Origin of the sequence: Cohnella lupini (assembly GCF_003386205.1) — a bacterium.
In the GTDB taxonomy this organism is placed as follows: Bacteria; Bacillota; Bacilli; order Paenibacillales; family Paenibacillaceae; genus Cohnella; species Cohnella lupini.
Genome location: NZ_QRDY01000020.1, coordinates 21,785 through 39,456 on the forward strand (window position 1 = coordinate 21,785; position 17,672 = coordinate 39,456).

Annotated in this window: 15 protein-coding genes; 7 read left to right on the forward strand and 8 right to left on the reverse strand. The window is 52.8% G+C overall.

All coding sequences use genetic code 11. The features are described from left to right. Positions 1-7 precede the first annotated feature (7 nt). The 5 genes from DFP95_RS23020 to DFP95_RS23040 form a co-directional block, all read right to left on the reverse strand. Positions 8-1,060, reverse strand: a complete 1,053-nt coding sequence (locus DFP95_RS23020) for an ABC transporter substrate-binding protein (RefSeq protein ID WP_115995045.1) — start codon at positions 1,058-1,060, stop codon at positions 8-10. Between the two features lie 158 nt (positions 1,061-1,218). Further along, on the reverse strand, positions 1,219-2,184 hold the full coding sequence (yjfF, locus tag DFP95_RS23025; protein WP_115995046.1) for a galactofuranose ABC transporter, permease protein YjfF: 966 nt from the start codon (positions 2,182-2,184) through the stop codon (positions 1,219-1,221). Next, on the reverse strand, positions 2,177-3,214 hold the full coding sequence (locus DFP95_RS23030) for an ABC transporter permease (RefSeq protein WP_115995047.1): 1,038 nt from the start codon (positions 3,212-3,214) through the stop codon (positions 2,177-2,179). Before DFP95_RS23030 ends, yjfF begins: the two co-directional genes overlap by 8 nt. 3 nt (positions 3,215-3,217) lie before the next feature. Continuing rightward, positions 3,218-4,726, reverse strand: a complete 1,509-nt coding sequence (locus DFP95_RS23035) for a sugar ABC transporter ATP-binding protein (protein ID WP_115995048.1) — start codon at positions 4,724-4,726, stop codon at positions 3,218-3,220. Positions 4,727-4,865: 139 nt separating this feature from the next. After that, the gene (locus DFP95_RS23040) at positions 4,866-5,927 is read right to left on the reverse strand and encodes an ABC transporter substrate-binding protein (RefSeq protein WP_220376446.1); all 1,062 of its coding nucleotides are present in this window, start codon (positions 5,925-5,927) and stop codon (positions 4,866-4,868) included. A gap of 271 nt (positions 5,928-6,198) precedes the next feature. Between DFP95_RS23040 and DFP95_RS23045 the strand changes: the two genes are divergently transcribed. The 3 genes from DFP95_RS23045 to DFP95_RS23055 are packed head-to-tail and all read left to right on the forward strand — an operon-like array spanning position 6,199 to position 10,575. After that, positions 6,199-8,010 carry a sensor histidine kinase gene (locus tag DFP95_RS23045; RefSeq protein WP_245987894.1) on the forward strand — a complete coding sequence of 604 codons (1,812 nt, stop codon included), beginning with the start codon at positions 6,199-6,201 and terminating at the stop codon, positions 8,008-8,010. A 14-nt stretch (positions 8,011-8,024) separates the two neighbouring features. Further along, positions 8,025-9,611 (forward strand): response regulator, encoded by a 1,587-nt coding sequence (locus DFP95_RS23050; protein WP_115995049.1) that lies wholly within the window; start codon positions 8,025-8,027, stop codon positions 9,609-9,611. Continuing rightward, positions 9,604-10,575, forward strand: a complete 972-nt coding sequence (locus DFP95_RS23055) for a sugar ABC transporter substrate-binding protein (RefSeq protein ID WP_115995050.1) — start codon at positions 9,604-9,606, stop codon at positions 10,573-10,575. Before DFP95_RS23050 ends, DFP95_RS23055 begins: the two co-directional genes overlap by 8 nt. A gap of 58 nt (positions 10,576-10,633) precedes the next feature. Here DFP95_RS23055 and DFP95_RS23060 read toward each other — a convergent pair whose 3' ends face one another. After that, on the reverse strand, positions 10,634-11,398 hold the full coding sequence (locus DFP95_RS23060; protein WP_115995104.1) for a 3'-5' exonuclease: 765 nt from the start codon (positions 11,396-11,398) through the stop codon (positions 10,634-10,636). A 179-nt stretch (positions 11,399-11,577) separates the two neighbouring features. On the opposite strand from DFP95_RS23060, the gene DFP95_RS23065 reads away from it, so the two are divergent. Together DFP95_RS23065 and DFP95_RS23070 are read left to right on the forward strand one after the other, a co-directional pair. Beyond that, complete coding sequence (locus DFP95_RS23065) at positions 11,578-12,333, forward strand: class I SAM-dependent methyltransferase (RefSeq protein WP_115995051.1); 756 nt, start codon at positions 11,578-11,580, stop codon at positions 12,331-12,333. Between the two features lie 7 nt (positions 12,334-12,340). Further along, positions 12,341-12,904, forward strand: coding sequence for a 5' nucleotidase, NT5C type (locus DFP95_RS23070; RefSeq protein WP_115995052.1), 564 nt, complete (start codon positions 12,341-12,343; stop codon positions 12,902-12,904). A 36-nt stretch (positions 12,905-12,940) separates the two neighbouring features. Here DFP95_RS23070 and DFP95_RS23075 read toward each other — a convergent pair whose 3' ends face one another. Then, positions 12,941-13,663, reverse strand: coding sequence for a DUF7948 domain-containing protein (locus DFP95_RS23075; RefSeq protein WP_115995053.1), 723 nt, complete (start codon positions 13,661-13,663; stop codon positions 12,941-12,943). Positions 13,664-13,819: 156 nt separating this feature from the next. On the opposite strand from DFP95_RS23075, the gene DFP95_RS23080 reads away from it, so the two are divergent. Both DFP95_RS23080 and DFP95_RS23085 read left to right on the forward strand, forming a co-directional pair. Continuing rightward, complete coding sequence (locus tag DFP95_RS23080; protein ID WP_115995054.1) at positions 13,820-16,012, forward strand: methyl-accepting chemotaxis protein; 2,193 nt, start codon at positions 13,820-13,822, stop codon at positions 16,010-16,012. Positions 16,013-16,171: 159 nt separating this feature from the next. Further along, the gene (locus tag DFP95_RS23085; protein ID WP_115995055.1) at positions 16,172-17,053 is read left to right on the forward strand and encodes a cyclic nucleotide-binding domain-containing protein; all 882 of its coding nucleotides are present in this window, start codon (positions 16,172-16,174) and stop codon (positions 17,051-17,053) included. 16 nt (positions 17,054-17,069) lie between these two features. Here DFP95_RS23085 and DFP95_RS23090 read toward each other — a convergent pair whose 3' ends face one another. Next, positions 17,070-17,501 carry a universal stress protein gene (locus tag DFP95_RS23090; RefSeq protein WP_115995056.1) on the reverse strand — a complete coding sequence of 144 codons (432 nt, stop codon included), beginning with the start codon at positions 17,499-17,501 and terminating at the stop codon, positions 17,070-17,072. Positions 17,502-17,672: the final 171 nt, after the last annotated feature.

A 17,672-nucleotide genomic window follows, 5' to 3' on the forward strand; every position in this document is an offset into this window, starting at 1 on the left:
AATTCTTCTAATATTTGCGATTATCGACTTCCTTGGCCGCCATCTCTTCGGTGAATACACTCTCCGGCGGGGCAATCCGCTTAGGAAGCGTGCGGCCCTGAATGATCTCCTTCGCCGCTTGCATGATCATGGGTCCAAGCAGCGGATTGCATTCGATGACGCAATTGATTTTCCCCTCAACCATCATTTCGAACGCTTGACGCGTGCCGTCTACCGAGATAATCACGATATCTTTCCCGGGCTTTAGGCCTGCTTCTTCGATTGCTTCAATGGCACCTAACGCCATATCGTCGTTGTGAGAGAATAGAACATGGGGAGGTTCCTTCTCCTGCTCGAGGAATGACTTCATGATCTCTTTCCCTTTTTCCTTGGTGAAGTCCGCCGGTTCGCTGCGCACGATGGTCAAATCCTCGCGGGATTTAATCGTATCGCGAAAACCCTGTCCACGGTCGATGGAAGGAGAAGAACCTACCGTGCCGGCGAGCTCGACGATTCGCACGACTCCCGGATGATCTCTCATCTTGTCTAACAAGTATTTGCCCGCCTTGACGCCTTCATCGTAGAAGTCCGAGCCGATAAACGTTACATAAAGCGAGGAATCCTTCACATCAACGGCACGGTCGCTAAGAATAACGGGAATTCCGGCTTGTTTGGCTTCCTTGAGAATGGGCTCCCAGCCCGATTGGATGACGGGTGCGAATGCAATGACGTCGACCTTGTTGCGAATGAACGAACGAATCGCTTCGAACTGCTTCTCTTGAGATTGTTCCGCGTTGTCCATCATCAAGGTCATGCCCGCCTCCGTAGCCGCGTCTTGGATCGATTTCGTATTCGCCAACCGCCAATCGCTCTCCGATCCCAACTGCGAGAATCCCAGTACGATCGGTCGGCCCAACGCGCCGATTTCGTCGGAAAGAGCCGTCTTGCTCGGTTGGGGAGACGCCGTGACCTTCTCCGAGGAAGGCCCGGTTTCGTCATTCCCTTCCGGCTTGCAACCGCTTACTATAATAACGAATAATAGCAATAGGAATCCGAGGGCCTTCGATCGGAGTATTCTCATGTAGATTTCCTGCCTCCATTATCAGTTACGTCTACGTTCGACTCTCCTATTATAAAGCTAGGTTTTCGAATATCCAACAGCCTGAGGCTCCTCAGTCCATGATTCGGGAGCCTCCGGTCGTCACTTGTTCACTAGATAGCTGGACGGTCGCCTGACGGTCAGGATCGGATTGTTTTGCGTCTGGAACTGAACAAGCGTTGAAGAAGAATGAAGAAGAACAAGAGCAGGCCGATCACGATTTTGGTCCACCAGGAGCTAAGCGTCCCTTCGAAGCTGATGATCGTTTGGATGACTCCTTGAATCAGCACGCCGAAGAACGTCCCGATGACGAAGCCGACGCCACCGGTCAGAAGAGTACCGCCGATCACGACGGCGGCGATCGTGTCGAGCTCCATCCCCACGGCATGCAAGCCGTACCCCGACAGCATGTAGAAGGTGAACACGACTCCGGCCAGCGCCGAGCAGAATCCGCTAAGCGTATAGACGAGAATCTGAGTGCGGGCAACCGGCAGTCCCATTAAGAGCGCGGATTGCTCGCTCCCGCCGATCGCATACACGCTGCGACCGAAACGGGTGTAATGGGCCAAATACAAGGCAATAGCCACGACGGCCAAGGCAATGAGTACGCTGATCGATACGCTTGCATTTCCGGGCAATGGGATTTTCGTCTGAGCTACCTTCGTGTAGAACGCATCGTCGATCGTAATCGTATTGATGCTAATGACGTAACACAGGCCTCTAGCCAAGAACATGCCCGCGAGCGTTACGATGAACGGCTGGACTTTGAAATAATGGATAATCGCCCCCATGATCCAGCCGAAGAATGCTCCCGTCGCAAGCACGAGCGGAATGACCACGAATGGCGGCCATCCTTGATTCTGAACGAGACTAGCCGAGATCATCGTCGTCAGCGCGATGACGGAGCCCACCGATAGATCGATGCCACCGGAAACGATAACGAAGGTCATGCCGACCGCGGTGATGAGCAGGAACGAATTATCGATCAATAAGTTCAGGAACACCTGGGAAGAGAAAAATCCGGTGTACCTAAAGGAGCCGGCGGCGAATATGAGCACGAACAGTCCGAACGTCACCAATATGGGCAAATATTTACGGTTATACATGACGAGACACCTCTCTTTCAGCCGGATATCTGCGCGTCTTCCAACGCTGGACGACTTTCTTGCGAAATACTTCCGACTGAATCAGGCAGACGGTAAGCACGACGAATGCCTTGACGACCAGCGTGATTTCCGGGGGAACACCGATCATATAGATCGTCGTCGTTAAGGTTTGGATGATCAGCGCGCCGATTACCGTGCCCGTCAGGTAGAAGCGTCCTCCGTTCAATGACGTTCCTCCGATGACGACCGCCAGAATCGCGTCAAGCTCGTACCATAAGCCGGCGTTATTGCCGTCTGCGCTCGCAACGTTGGAGCTCAAGATCAGCCCGGCTATTCCTGCGCACAATCCGCAGAACATGTATACCGTTATGATGATCAGGCGAGAGCGAATGCCGATGAGCCGGCTAGCCTGCGGATTGCAGCCCACCGATTCTATGAACAGGCCGAGCGCCGTCTTGCGCGTCAATAGGGAAACGATGAGATAAATGGCGGCCACGATGAAAATGGAGAAAGGCAGCGCGGCTAGCGCACCGTTCCCGATATAGTTGTAGGTATCGCTTGTGACCGTAATGATCTGTCCGCTCGTGATCAACTGGGCGATGCCCCGACCCGCAACCATGAGAATAAGCGTAGCGATGATCGGCTGAATGCCCGTGGTGGCGACGAGGAATCCATTCCACGCTCCGAGGAAGAACGAAAGTCCGACCGTCAAGCCAACCGCCGACAATACGAGGCTCAAAGCGTTCTGGTCGGTTCCCCGGCTGATGGTCAGACAGGCTAATGCCCCGGCAATCGCGACGATGGACCCGACGGACAGGTCGATGCCCTTGGTCGCGATGACAAGCGTCATCCCGATCGCCACGAGAACGAGCGGAGCCCCGAAGTTCAAGATGTCGATAAGGCTACCGTACATATGCCCGTTCCGCATGACGATATTAAAGAAGTCCGGAGAATAGAAAAGGTTAAACAATAACAATGCTGCCAGGATGGCGAGCGGCCAAAATAAGTGATGCCTGAACATTCGATTCATCTCTCAACCTCCCGCAATCGCCTGCATGACGTTGTGCTGGTTAATTTCTTGATCCGCGATTTCCTTGACGATGCGGCGGTCCCTCAGTACGGCGATCCGGTCGCTAACGCGGAGAACCTCTTCGAGCTCCGACGAGACGAACAGTACGGCCATTCCTTCCTCTGATAAGGACATGACCAGCTTTTGGATTTCGGCTTTGGTCCCGACATCGATACCCCGCGTCGGTTCGTCGAGAATGAGCAGTTGGGGCTGCGTTAGCAACCACCGAGCAAGGATGACCTTTTGTTGGTTGCCTCCGCTAAGGTTGCGGACGAGCTGCTCCGGGTTCGACGGGTTAATGTTCAGCAGCTTGATGTATTCAAGGGCAAGCTCATCCTGCCGCTTGCGGGATATCGTCTTGAACCAACCCCGCCTGGCTTGAATCGCCAGGATCATGTTCTCTCGTACTGTCAAATCTCCGACGATGCCTTCGGTTTTGCGGTTCTCGGAGCAGAAAGCAATCCCTTTCTCCAGCGCTTGGCGCGGGGAGGCGGCTGTGCCCCCCGCTATCGGCAGCTCCAGCTTACCTTGATCGGGGCGATCCGCCCCGAAGAAGAGGCGGGCGACCTCCGTGCGGCCCGAACCGAGAAGTCCTGCCAAGCCTACGACCTCGCCCTGCCGAATCGCCAAATCGAACGGTTCGATGACGCCCTTGCGTCCGAGTCCGCTCGCTTGAGCGATGATTCCGGCCTGAGGCGAGACGTTGTCCGCCCCCTTCGGAATACGCTCGAGCATCTGCAACTCCCTGCCTATCATTTTGCTGACTAGCTCTATACGGGGTAATTCGTCCGCCATGTATTCCCCGACAAATTCCCCGTTGCGGAGAATGGTTATTCGATCTGAAATTTCGTAGACTTGGTCCAAGAAGTGCGTAACGAACAAGATCGCGAGTCCCTCTCTTTGTAGCTTCCTCATAATGAGAAAAAGCTGTTCGACTTCGCCGCGATCCAAGCTGGATGTCGGTTCATCCAGGATAAGCACCTTCGCGGACACGTTTAATGATCGGGCTATGGCTACGAGTTGCTGCACGGCAACGGAATAATTCTCTAACGGAAGTTTCACGTCGATGTTCAACTGAAGTCGATCCCGAAGAAGCGTTTCAGCCTTCCGGTTCATTTCCTTCCAATTAATTCGCCCGAAAATAAGCGGCTCGCTCCCGATGAAGATGTTCTCCGCAACCGTCAAATTGGGGCATAGGTTCACTTCTTGATACACGGTGCTGATTCCGATCGATTGGGCTTCCAAAGGGCTGCGCACGACAAGAGGCTTTCCTTCGAGCGTAATGCTGCCTTCGTCCGTGGAATAGACTCCGGTCAATACTTTAATCAACGTGGATTTACCCGCTCCGTTCTCCCCCATAAGGGCGTGTACTTCCCCGGGAAACAGACGAAAACGGACGTCCGACAAAACTTTGACGCCCGGGAAGCGCTTATGGATTCCCGACATTTGCAAGATCGGTTGGTCTTGATTCATATTTTGCTCTCCCTTACGAGTAATAGGGCTTCACCGTGAAGTTTTTACTTTCCGATCATCGAGGAAAAGCCACTCCGTCGGCGCGAATCGAATGGCTGAACGGAGTGGCCCGGTTCTATCGGATGATGGGTTGGAGCTCTTAATACTGACGGTTAGGCAACGCGGCCAGGGCTTGCTCGGAGGTAAAGGTGCCTTCTTCCGTTACGATCCGTAGAGGAATGTCCTTGCCTGCGAGCACGTCGTTAACGGCTGTCATTAATTGAGGTCCAAGCAGCGGGTTACACTCGACTATGAAGTTGATTTTGCCTTCGCTAGCCGCTTGGATGCCATCATGAACGCCATCGACGGAAATGATTTTGATGTCAACGCCCGGCTTGAGACCGGCTGCTTCGATCGCTTGGATCGCCCCTAACGCCATATCGTCGTTGTGCGCATATAGCACATCGATTTTCTTGTTCGCCTGCAGGAATGCCTGCATGACTTCCTTGCCCTTGGCGCGGGTGAAATCGCCTGTTTGCGATGCGATGATCTTGAGGTTCGGGTTAGACGTGATGACGTCCAGGAAGCCCGATTTGCGGTCGTTCGCCGGAGCGGAGCCCGTCGTGCCTTGCAGCTCGACGATGTTCACTTCGCCTGAAGCATCTTTATATTGGTCGACCAGCCATTGGCCGGCTTTACGTCCTTCTTCGACGAAATCGGAGCCGATGAAGGTTTTATAGAGAGACGTATCTTCGGAATCGACCGCGCGGTCGGTTAGAATGACCGGGATGCCCGCTTCCTTCGCTTCTTTCAGCACCGTGTCCCAACCGGATTCTACGACCGGAGAGAACGCGATAACGTCAACCTTTTGTTGAATATAAGAACGGATCGCTTTGATTTGATTTTCTTGCTTCTGCTGGGCATCGGAGAATTTCAAGTCGAAACCGGCGGTTGCCGCGGATTCTTGAATAGATTTCGTATTAGCCGATCTCCAGCCGCTTTCCGCTCCTACTTGGGCGAAGCCCAGCACGACTTTCTTGTCCGCCGGCTGAGAGGATTCGCTCGCCGCCGCGCTTTCCGCCGCCGGAGCCGCGGCTGCTTCGCTCGCTTTAGGAGAAGGGCTCGCATTGTTATTGTTGTTGCCGCTCTTGCCGCAGGCCGCGACGAAGACCATGATTAGGACCAGGACGGACAGCGTGCTTAATTTCGCGATTCTTTTCATTCGGTAGTTCCTCCCCTTCGATTCACCATTCGTTTGGCGTGACCTCAGTATAGAACCGAACGAAGAACCGATTATACGGAGTTCGTTGAGTAATCCTTGCGAATTTTTTGGCTTTATGCGGACCGGAAGGATTAATGGTGTATTATTTTGTTCGGAAATTGGAATATTCGATTGCGCTGCAAGAAATGGCCCTAAGGCCGAAAGTTGTTTGATATATTTAGAAGGCATAACCATTACATTAGGTTCCCGGACAATCGGAGAGGAAACGCTTATGGTGAATCTCGTACGGATCATTTCCTCCAGCTTAAGAGCCAAGCTGCTAACCATGTTCGTAGTACTCACCTTCATTCCCTTGATTACGGTCGGTCTAATCTCGTATCAGAAGTCCTTCAATACGATATCCGGGCATAGCAAAGCTTCCACGCTGCTGGTTGCCGATCAGTTGGCGCGGGACATCGACGTCTTGTTCCAAGATACCGGAAAATTATTGGAGCTGGAGAAGAACCCGCAGGTTCTCCGCTTCCTGTTCTCGCAAAGCGAAACTTACGAGGACGCCAAAGAGATTCTAAGAACCTTCGATCTTTACCGGGAAATCTACCGATACGAGAACGTGCTCAATATTACGATGATCAATCTATACGGAAAAGGAATCAGCGAACGCAAGGGCGTCTTCCAGTTGGATCACAACCCCCTTCGTAATCCGCATTTTCAGAAGCTGCTGGAGGAACCGGAGAAGGTGCTCAACATCCCGCCCTCAGGCAACTCAGCGTTGGACCGGCTGGACGGCTTCGACTATCCCCATACGAACGTCATTTCGATTATGGCGACCGTCAAGCAACGCATTACGCATGAAGTCATCGGCTTTATGGTCATCGATCTCGATGACTCCATCGTCGAGAGATTCTGTAACGACGTTACGATCGGCCGAACCGGCTTCTTCTACGTGTCCGATCAGGCGGGTAACCCGATCTTCGCGCCGAGCATGAGGAACGCATCCAATGCTTCCAGGGAGGCGCCGCCCCTGATCGACTTGTCTCCCTCGCACATCGCCGAAGATCGTGACAGCTTCGTGCAAGCTACCGAAGGAAAACCCCGGTTCGTCGTTTATTCGACTTCGCGCTTCACGGGCTGGAAGATCATCGGTAGCGCTCCATTGCAGGAGATCGTGGAGGATGCCAACAAAATCCGCCAGTTAATCTTCGTTAGCGTGGGGTTCAGCATTATTTTCGCCATCAGCCTTTACTTCTTCATAACGTCACGCCTAACTCGCCCTATTCAAGTGCTCAAGAACAAGATGAGACAGGCGGAAACCGGCTATTGGGACGCGAAGGTGAAGCCCTCCGGCCGGGACGAAATCGCGGATCTCGGCAGCAGCTTCAACATCATGCTGGAGAAGATCAAGGGACTGCTCGATCAAAGCATCAAGGAGCAGGAGCAAATCCAGAAGGCCGAGCTTCGGACGCTTCAAGCCCAAATCAACCCGCACTTCCTCTATAACACGTTGGATTCGATCGTTTGGATGGCCGAAGCGGGCAAGAATGAGCAGGTCATTAAGATCGTTCAGGCCTTTTCCCGATTTTTTCGTCTTAGCCTCAATAAAGGCCGAGACTGGATATCCATCCAATCGGAGCTCGACCACGTCCGAAGTTATTTGGTTATCCAACAAATGCGGTATAGGGATATTCTCGATTATAAAATAGAAGTCGAACCCGAGCTGGTTACCTATGCCATCCTTGGGATGACGCTTCAGCCGCTCGTAGAGAATGCGCTTTATCACGGCATTAAGAACAAACGAGGCAAAGGCATGATCCGGATAACGGGTCATACCGAGAACGGGCAAGATATCGTTTTGGTGGTAGAGGATAACGGCATCGGAATGAGCGAGCTGCTTATTACCGAGCTTCGAGCGAACCTCGGCAAATCGAGGGATCACTCGGAGGACTCCGAGGATCAAAGAAGGGCCTACGGACTCCACAACGTGCATCAGCGGCTGCAGCTCTACTTCGGACCTCGGTACGGCGTCGAAATCGTTAGCCGGCCCGGTGAAGGAACCCGCGTTTCCATTCGAATTCCGAGGACTTAAGGGGGGCCAGAGAGATGAAAAAAGTAATGCTGGTCGACGACGAAATCGTAATCAGGGAAAATATCCGCGAATGCATCGATTGGGAAAAGGAAGGCCTTCAATATTGCGGAGATGCATCCGATGGGGAAATCGCGCTTCCGATGATCGAGGAATGGCGCCCCGATATCCTCATTACGGACATCAAGATGCCGTTCATGGACGGCATCGAGCTCAGCACCATCGTTAGGCAGCGGTTCCCCGACACCAAGATCATTATTCTGAGCGGTCACGATGAATTCAATTACGCGCGCACCGCATTGCGAATCGGAGTGGACGAATACATTCTGAAGCCGGCCAGCTCCGCGGATCTAATCTCGTTACTGCATTCCGTCAGCCGCAAAATCGACCGGGAAAGAAGAGAGAAGCAGAAGCAAGTATACTCATACGATAAACTGCTCGGCGATCTGTGCGGAGGCTTGATTGCCTCGGACGATGCCGAAATCGCCGCGGCTGCCCTATCGCTTCCGTTGCTCTCGACTTATTACGCGGCGGTCATATGGGATATGCGTTGCGCGGACCACTCGTCCCCGCACGACGAAGCGATCCTACTCGAAGCGGAATCGATAATCGAGGAGATTGCCAAGACGCATGGGGATCTATGGCGGTACAAAAGAAGCCGGGCCGAGACGGTGTGGCTCGTTCGGGGAGATAAGCGCGAAGCGATGGCCTCCAGACTGGAGCAGCTTCAGCGGCTCGCGGAATCCGAAAGCACTCTTCCGTTAGCCGTATCGATCGGAGTCGGGGGCATTCAAGAGCGTCCGGAGGGTATCCATAAGTCGTTCCTGGAAGCGGAGGAAGACCGTAACCTGCGCAGGCTGAACAGTCAAAACAAGAATGCCTTGTGGGTTGCCGCCCGCGAAACGAAAGCAAGCTCGTTCCTGGACCGTTCTAAGTTTCTGGAATTTCTGAAGATCGGCACGCCGCCGCATTCCGAGAGCTTCATTGGGGAAATCTCGGAATCTCTCCGCGGAATCGATTGGAACTCTTCGCTTTACGGCTATTACGTTCTTAAAGACCTGACTCTGGAAACGTTGCATGAAGCTAAGCGGGTGCTTCGACTTCCCGAAGTGTCTGAAAGCATGATCGGCGAGCTTCAGCAGAAAATCATGGAAATACGCGATTGGGAGCAATGCAGAGCCTACTTGCGCTTGTTAATCGATAAGTTCTGGATCATGAGGGTCGAAGCATCCAACAAATACGGCGATATGATCGAGAAAGCCAAAGAGTTCATGCGCGAACGATTCGCTGACGACGGTCTGTCCCTACAGGATGCCGCCAATCATGTTTGCGTCAGCTCGAGCCATCTCAGCAAGGTGTTCAGTCACGAAACCGGTCAAACCTTCATCGAATATTTGACTCAAACCCGAATTCGAAAAGCGATGGAGCTTCTGCAAACGACGAGCGAAAAAACGTACGAAATCGCGTTTCAAGTCGGCTACAACGATTCGCACTATTTTTCCAACCTGTTCAAACGAACTACCGGAATGACCCCCCGGGATTTTAGGCGACAAGGCGGCAGCGGGGGCAAGTGCGTGGAGAAAGAGGCGGACGAAGTTGACTAACCTATGGCTTAAAAAAGTCTCAGCGGCTCTTCTCATCTCGGTTAGTCTTCTTAGCGCATCCGCATGCGACGGAGGGGGAGGGACGATAAAGCCGGAGAAGCCGACCTTATCGCCTTCTCCTTCGGGAGACAAGTCCGGCATTCCAATCCTGACATTCGGCATCATTTATCCGATGGCTCATCCCTTCTATGAGCTGATAACGAATTACGCGGAGAAAGAAGCCGAGCCCTCGAACATCAGGCTGGTGGTCAAAGCTCCCGACGAGGCGAACTTGGAGCAGCAAATTCGGATGATGGAAACGATGATCAAACAGAAGGTCGATGCTATTGCAATCGACCCGGTCGATTCGGTGGCCATCGTTCCCGTCATCAACAAAGCCGTAGAGAACGGTATTCCGGTTATCTGCTTCGAGTCGGATGCTCCGACCAGCAAGCGCGTGGGGTACATCGGCACGGATCAGAAGCTAGCCGGCATCCAGATGGGGAAAGTATTGGAGCAGCAGCTGCAAGGCCGGGGAATGGTCCTCGTGGAGACTGGCATGAGTCACATGCGAAGTCTCCAACTGAGGCTTGAGGGCCTTCTCTCCTACTTGAATGCCAACACCGATATTCAGGTACTGGAGGTTCGCTACAACGAGGGCAGCAATACTAAGGCGCTGTCCGACTTGGAGGAAATGATCGATTTGCATCCCCACTTCGATGCTTTCGTCGGACTGGACGTCGTATCGGGACCGCTATCCGTCCTGGTATGGAAAGCCCAAGGACTTAATCGCTATGCCTTTACGTTCGGCGTGACGGAGGAAATTCGCGAAGCGTTGTCCAACGGTCAACTCACCGCCGCTATCTCGTTGAACGAAGCAGAGATGAGCAAGCGCATGATTGGACGAATGATCGATGCCGTTCAGGGGAAATCGGTGCCGCAGATCGATGATACGGGATTATCCGTAACCACCCGACGCCTATAAGAAGGCATGGGTTTCTCGACGATCCGAGAGTCATCCTAACTGGATGATTTTTTTTGCCTCACGCCTTAGAAGAACGAGCTTTGACGATTTCGGAGGAATAATAATCCCGAAGCTCCGCGAGCTTCCGTTCGTCTGCAAGGTCGACTTTACTTGCCAAATAGCTTTCCACGAACAGTTCCCATTCCAACAGTTTTTTTTGGACGGTCATCGTGCGAATGGCGTTCTTGATGAGTCTGCGTTCTTTGGAATTGGAGAATTGGTCTTTATAATGCTGGTTATATTCGAAGTCCAGCTCGTTGAATACGGCCCGGAACACTTCGGACGTCATTCGCGCATCGTCCAGCGCCCGGTGAGCGGAACCTTCGGCGGAAATATTCAAGTCGAGCAAAGCCGCTTCGACGCTAACGTCGTTCGTTACTTTTTTGTATCGCAGAAACCCTTTCAACAGGTCGAAGTAAGGAGCCGCCAGCCAATAGGCATCGTCAAGCTTGTGCATCCGAATATCGAACACGATCCGTTTCAAGTCCTCGCCGCCCCATGTGACCAGTAAAAATTCCTCGCTGCGATTCAGCCAATCGGTGAAATCGCCGATGACTTTACGGAAACCGTCGGCGATATCGATCTCTTCCTGGGGAATACCCGTTTTTTTCTTGATGAACCCGTTAAGCTTGGAGAAATAGACGGGTTTAATCAGGGACGAGAATTCATCCGTTTGTATTAAGGAAGAATTTAACCTGACCGCTCCGATCTCGATGACTTCCATAGGCAGATCGCTGGCGAATTTACGCCCGTTAAATTCGATATCGAGTATAATGTAATCCAATCTTGCGCCCTCCGCTCTTTGATTCGTGATTTCCATTCTACCAAAAAGCGGGACTCCGTGCTTTACGGTCTGGATTTAACGCGATTTATCATTTATGATGGATATCATATATAAATAAATGAAACTTCATTCCGTCTAGTGAAACCGTGCGATATTCATTGAATGGGGAGTGAATGGCGATGAACAGCAAAGAAAGATTTTCAAGCCGCGTGGATACGTATAAGAAGTTTCGCCCAAGTTACCCGCGGGAAGCAATCGATTATTTGGTTGATGTCGTCGGCTTGAAGCCGCAGTCCGAGGTGTTGGACGTTGGGGCGGGAACCGGCATTTTCTCGCGCCTATTGCTGGAGAGAGACGTTCGCATCACTGCGGTAGAGCCTAACGAAGCCATGAGGGAAGCGGCCTTGGCCGCATCGGAAGGCGATTCCAACTTTAGAGCCGTACCCGGCTCCGCGGAGGAAACGGGACTTCCTTCCGGCTCTTATGATTTCATCGTCTGCGCGCAGGCGTTTCATTGGTTCGACCGCACCGCGGCGCAGGTCGAATTCCAACGCGTGCTTAGACCGGGAGGGAAAGCCGCTCTAGTCTGGAATACTCGAATAACGGAAGGGAATGCTTTCTTGGAAGGATATGAACGCTTGTTGCAGGAATTAGGCACCGACTATGGAAAAGTAAACCATAGGAACATCTCGCGCGAGATGCTTGTCGACTTTTTTAAGCCGGGTGCTCTGCGCGACGCTCGATTCTCCATACGCCAGGTGTTCGACTTCGAAGGATTAAGCGGTAGGCTTCTGTCGTCATCGTACTGTCCCCAGCCGGGAGATCCCAGGTATGAGCCTATGATGGCATCGTTAAGGGAGCTATTCGATGAGAACGAACGGGAAGGCACAGTGAATTTCGACTATGTAACGGAAGTGTTCTGGGGAGAGGTCTAATAAACGGATGAAATTCGGATTCGACATTGACGACACATTGCTCAATTTAAGGGAACATGCCTTCCTGATTTATAACGAGAAGCTGCACAGGCAAATCGGGCTTGAAGTTTTTCAAGCTTTGAAGACGATTTCCGTTCACGAAGCCTTCGGGTTGACGTTGGAGGAAGGTCGGGATTTATGGAATGCCTACCGCGACGAGATCTATTACACGGCTCCGCCTTTCCCTAATGCAGTAGAAGTGTTGTCGGAGTTAGTCAAGCTTGGTCACGAAGTCTATTACGTTACCGCAAGGGCAGCAGAGCACTGCGAGAGAACGAAGGCTTCGCTCGAGTCGGCTGGGTTTCCGGTCGAGAATGGCCGATTCTACTGCGGAATGGGCGACCTGGAGAAAATCCACGTCATCCGCAAGCTTGGCTTGGATTACTATTTCGACGATAAACCGGCGGTACTGGATACGCTGTCCGAGCTGGGACTGCAATTGTATACCAAGGATAACGGATACAACAGGCACCTGTCCGTTCCTCGGATCGTGGATTGGCGCGAATTGTTGGATCTCCTCCCTAAATCGTGACGTAAGCCCCGGCGCGGATATGCGATCGGGGCTTCTTCATGCTTGCTTGTCTTTGCCGCCGAGGAAAACCCCATACGACAAGATGGGGTCTATAACCAGAGCCAGGCTATCGTCGTAGCCTTCGGGAAGCTCGAAGCCGACCGTCATGCTACCATCGGACCGCTCGCTTAGGGAATATCTGCAAGCGATGTCCACGAGCCTCGAGCCGTCCGCCTGATAAGCGACCGGCTTGGAATCCGTGACTATTCCCAGCTTCGTATGATAATGAAGGTTGCCCTCCTCGTCCAAACGAATGTCTTCGCATCCCTCGCAAGTTAACCGAATCTTTTCCGGCTTTCCTCCAGGGTGAACGACCCAATCGTATTTCAGCGCTTGATCCTGATCTTGAATGATAACGTCGATTCCGTGCCAGAGAGACTTGCAAACGACTTTGCGGAAGGGCGGGAGATTCGTGAACCGTGAAGAAGGGTCGTCGCTAAGAAGATAGTGAAACAATCCCTCGGCTTGATCCAGCCCTTGCAATTCGGCCTCCGTGCTCGCCCCGACGAATGTCCAAACCAAATGGAGAGCGATTCCGTTCGTATTCGGCTTGCAGAAGACCATGCTTACCGCCTGGGAAGAGACGCCGACGTAGAGACCGAATTTTTGCGCGACGTACGCGAACTTGTCATCCGCCTGCCCCTGGTTAGGTATGAAAAGCAGGGGTTGTTGACCGTAACCGGTCGGGTCACGGAGAGAAACGCGATTAAACGCCTGCATGTCGATGCCCCTCCTTTACGGGTATTTTCCTTTAATGGTTGCTCTTCGAGTATATGACGAAAAATTTAACACAATATGCTTTTAAGGATAATTCGTAGTTAAATGTTACCTACTAAAGTTAGGTCTAAGTGCTGTTGACGTTTAGGAGGAATATGGGTGTTCGGATATGAAAAGTGGTTGCGGAAAATAGCTGAATGGCGCATGTTTCGGACGGTTCAGAATCAATTTTTGTTTATTATCATGACCGCGATCCTGGCGATTACGATTACGATGACGGGGGTAAGCTATTCGTTTTCGAAAGGGCTGATCTCGGACGGCATGCAGGAGAGGCTGCAAAACCAAACCCATAGGTACGTCAACGAGATAAACAAGGAACTCATCGAGGCCGCTCTTACTCCGCAGTCTATGGCTCCGATCATCGAAGCCGACGGTATTGTCGGAAATACGATTTCTTACGGCGATCCCTTCATGGACGAAGCAACGGGAGCGGCGATGGTCGAGGCATCGATACCTTATTACGATGATACTCAGACTCTCTTGGGTTACGCGACGCAAGAGATTAGCTTGGATAGCATTCAGCAGTTGGTTTCGAGCATTTCCGTGGGAACGAACGGCTCCGCGTTCATGATCGATAAGAACGGGTTGATTCTGTCGAGCAAGGATTACGCGAAGATTATGAAGGACAAGCTGACCGAAGACGAGAACCCTTCTCTTGCCGGCTTGGCCGGACGTATGATCGGCGCCTCGGAGGTTTCGGAGACAAGCGCTGCGGGAGAAGACGTCTTGACGGAAGAGACGTCCACGGAGTCGGAGGAGAGCGAGTCGGAAGAGGTCTCCGCTGAAGATGGCGAGTCCCTTCCCGGCGAAGACGAGGCGATCGAGGAAGACGTCAGCGATACCGAGATGGATCTGGGCGATCTGGGCTTGGAGATCGACATGGGGTCGGAGGAAGTAGACGCGGAGGATAGCGAAGCGGTAGATTCCGAAACCGGAAATCCCGAAGCGGAGGTTCCGTTCGTCGAGCCGATGCCCGAAGTGTCGGAGGTAGAAGGCGGGGATGCTTACGATAAATCGGGGAGGCCGATGAGCGTTTATTATGCCTCGGTTCCCGGCACGGGATGGCTGCTGGCTCTGTCCGTTCCGGAGAGCGAATTGTACGGTCCGTTGTTCAAGCTTTTCGAACCGATGATCTCCATCATCGTCGTCTCTTGTTTTATCGTCGTGCTGCTTGCGCAGCTCTATAGCCGTTATATTCTTAAGAACGTAAAGGATATTAACCGAATAGCCGTTGCGATGGCGGAAGGAGATTTCACGAAGCGCGCGCAGATGCGCTCGGGAAACGAGCTTCAAATACTAGGCGACAGCTTCAACAGGACTTTGGACGGCTTGTGCGAAGCGATGGACGGCTTATCCCGATCATCGATCGACATGGCCGAACAGGCGAATCAAATGAAGAGCGGGGCGGAAGAAACGACTCGGGCGGCGGAAGAGATCGCGAATTCCATTCAGCAGGTGTCTGCCGGAGCCGAGTCCGAAGCCAGAATCGTTCTGGGTTTCAAGGATGTCGCTCAAGACGTGCTGGCTAGGGTTAAGCAAATCAACGCAAGCACGCAGCGCATGACGGAGCTGGCATCCAAAGCCGGGAAGGTTTCGAAAGGCGGAAATCAATCGTTGACGCATGTTATCCGACAGATGGACGAAATTCATCATTCGGTGCAAGCCTCGTCCGAACACGTGCTGAAGCTGAAGCAGCATTCCAACGCCATCGACGAGAGCGTCGCGTTGATCACCTCCATCGCCTCCCAGACGAGTCTCCTGTCGCTGAACGCGGCGATAGAGGCGGCCAGGGCAGGAGAAACGGGCAGAGGCTTTTCCGTCGTGTCGATGGAAATCCGCAAGCTGGCAGACCAATCCTCGGTCGCGGCGGGAGAGATCGGCACGTTATTGGCCGAAATCCAGCGATCGATCGCGAACGCGGCGCAAGCCATGGAATTAGGAACCGGCGCGGCCGAAGCGGGGATAGAATTGGCCCGGGAAGCGGAGAAGTCGTTCGGGGAGATCGGCAGCAGCATCGAGAAGGTAACGCAGCAAGCGGAAGGCGTATACGGTTCGGTCAAGCAGATCGAAGAGGGTGCTATGGGCATGACGGCTTCCGTGAAGGAAATGCTGCAGCTCGCGTCCAAGAACGCGAACGATGCGAGTACGATCGCGGCGGCCGCGCAGCAGCAGAACGCATCCATGCAACAGGTCGAGGCGGCGGCGTCCGTTCTTGCCGAATTATCCGATGACCTGAAGCTGAAAGTTCAGCCTTTTCGAAAGTCAATCGCAGCCAGAAAAATATCGAGTTAGCGCGACGCTAACCTACAACATATCGCCTAACGAAATAAACCCACCTCTCTTGGCCAAGCGGCGCGGGGAGGTGGTTTTTGCTTAAGAAGTCCTTGGAGTAACTCTTATGTTAATATAGCCAGATAAGAAGAAGTAGAGATAAAAGGAGCGCGGGTAAAGATGACCGAAGCCGAACTGACGAAATCGCAAGGAGAACAAACGGAGTATCGTCCGGGACAAACGATCTTCCAAGAGGGAGATGCCGGGAGTCATATGTACGTGTTGTTGGAGGGCAGCGTCGAGGTTTACGTCCAATCGGCAGGCGTGCGCATTCCGGTCGCCAAGTTCGCGCCGGGCGATTTCTTCGGGGAAATGTCATTGCTTGAGGGTTTGCCGAGGAGCGGCACGGCTGTAGCCGCGGAAAGATGTCTGCTCGCTTCGTTGGACGAGGAGTCGTTCCGCAAGCGGATGGCCGAGGACACCGCTTTCGCTTGGCGAGTGATGAAAGCATTGTCGTCGCGGATTCGCAATCACAACAGGGAGCTCATTCTGAAGATCGGAGGCGACCTGCAGGAGGTTTCGGCGCAATTGGACGATAACGCGCGCGAAATTCACCAAGGCATCGAGGATATCGCTTCCTCCGCCAATGAAATCGAATCGAACGAGAAAAGATTGGCCGGGCAGGTAAAGGACGTCCAAACGTTATCGGAACGAATCGTTTCCACGCTCGGCTTCCTGCAGCAAGTCGCCCGGCAAACGCAAATTCTCGGGCTAAACGCCGGCATAGAGGCTTCCAGAAGCGGCGAGTTCGGTCGAGGTTTCCTGATTATAGCCGAGGAAATCCGCAAGCTGTCGGTACAATCCAGAGAAAACGCGGAGCAAATCGCGTTGCTGACCGAGCAAATCGGCTCCAAAATCAGCAGTGTCGCGGCTGCCTCGGAAGACAGCTCGCGAAGAAGCAACGAACAAGCGGTCGCCACGAATCAGATGGTCGTATCCATCGGCAAAGTAGCGCAATTAGCGGATCGGCTGGCCGGGCTCTCCCGTTCGTTGGAGAGCTAACTGCCGATCCGACCCGTCATTTCATAATCATTACCGGAACGCGCGAGTGAAGAATAACATTGTGGCTAACGCTCCCGAGCATGAATTCCTTCAGGGAGCTTAAGCCTCTGCTACCCATAATGATCAGATCGCAGCTATTATCGGACGTGTAGTCCACGATGGCTTCCGAGGGAGAACCCGCCAGAACGACGACGTTCGTATTCGGCACCTCGGCCGTCATGCTTTTAACTTTTTCGATGATCATGTTGCCTTGCTCCTTCACCTGATCTTGATAAGCCTCGGGCTGGACGAAGGTCATATCGGAAACGACGATCGGCTGAAGATTGATTACGTGCGCGACAGTTAGCGCCGTTGCGGGATCTAGCTTAGCGATGTCAATGGCCTTTTCCAATGCCTTAATGGACGGGTTGGACCCATCGTAGGGAACCAGAATGTGATTGAAGATCATGTCGAACCCTCCCAATTGTGTGAATACTCTTCATTACCCATAATTGGCGATGTCAGAAACCTTTAATGGCTTAAGCACGACTTTGTGTTTTCATTGAATCGCTTCCGTGACGGAATATGGAAATAGCTTTCCACTTTTTCCGCCTATTCACTCCGATGAGACCAAGATTAC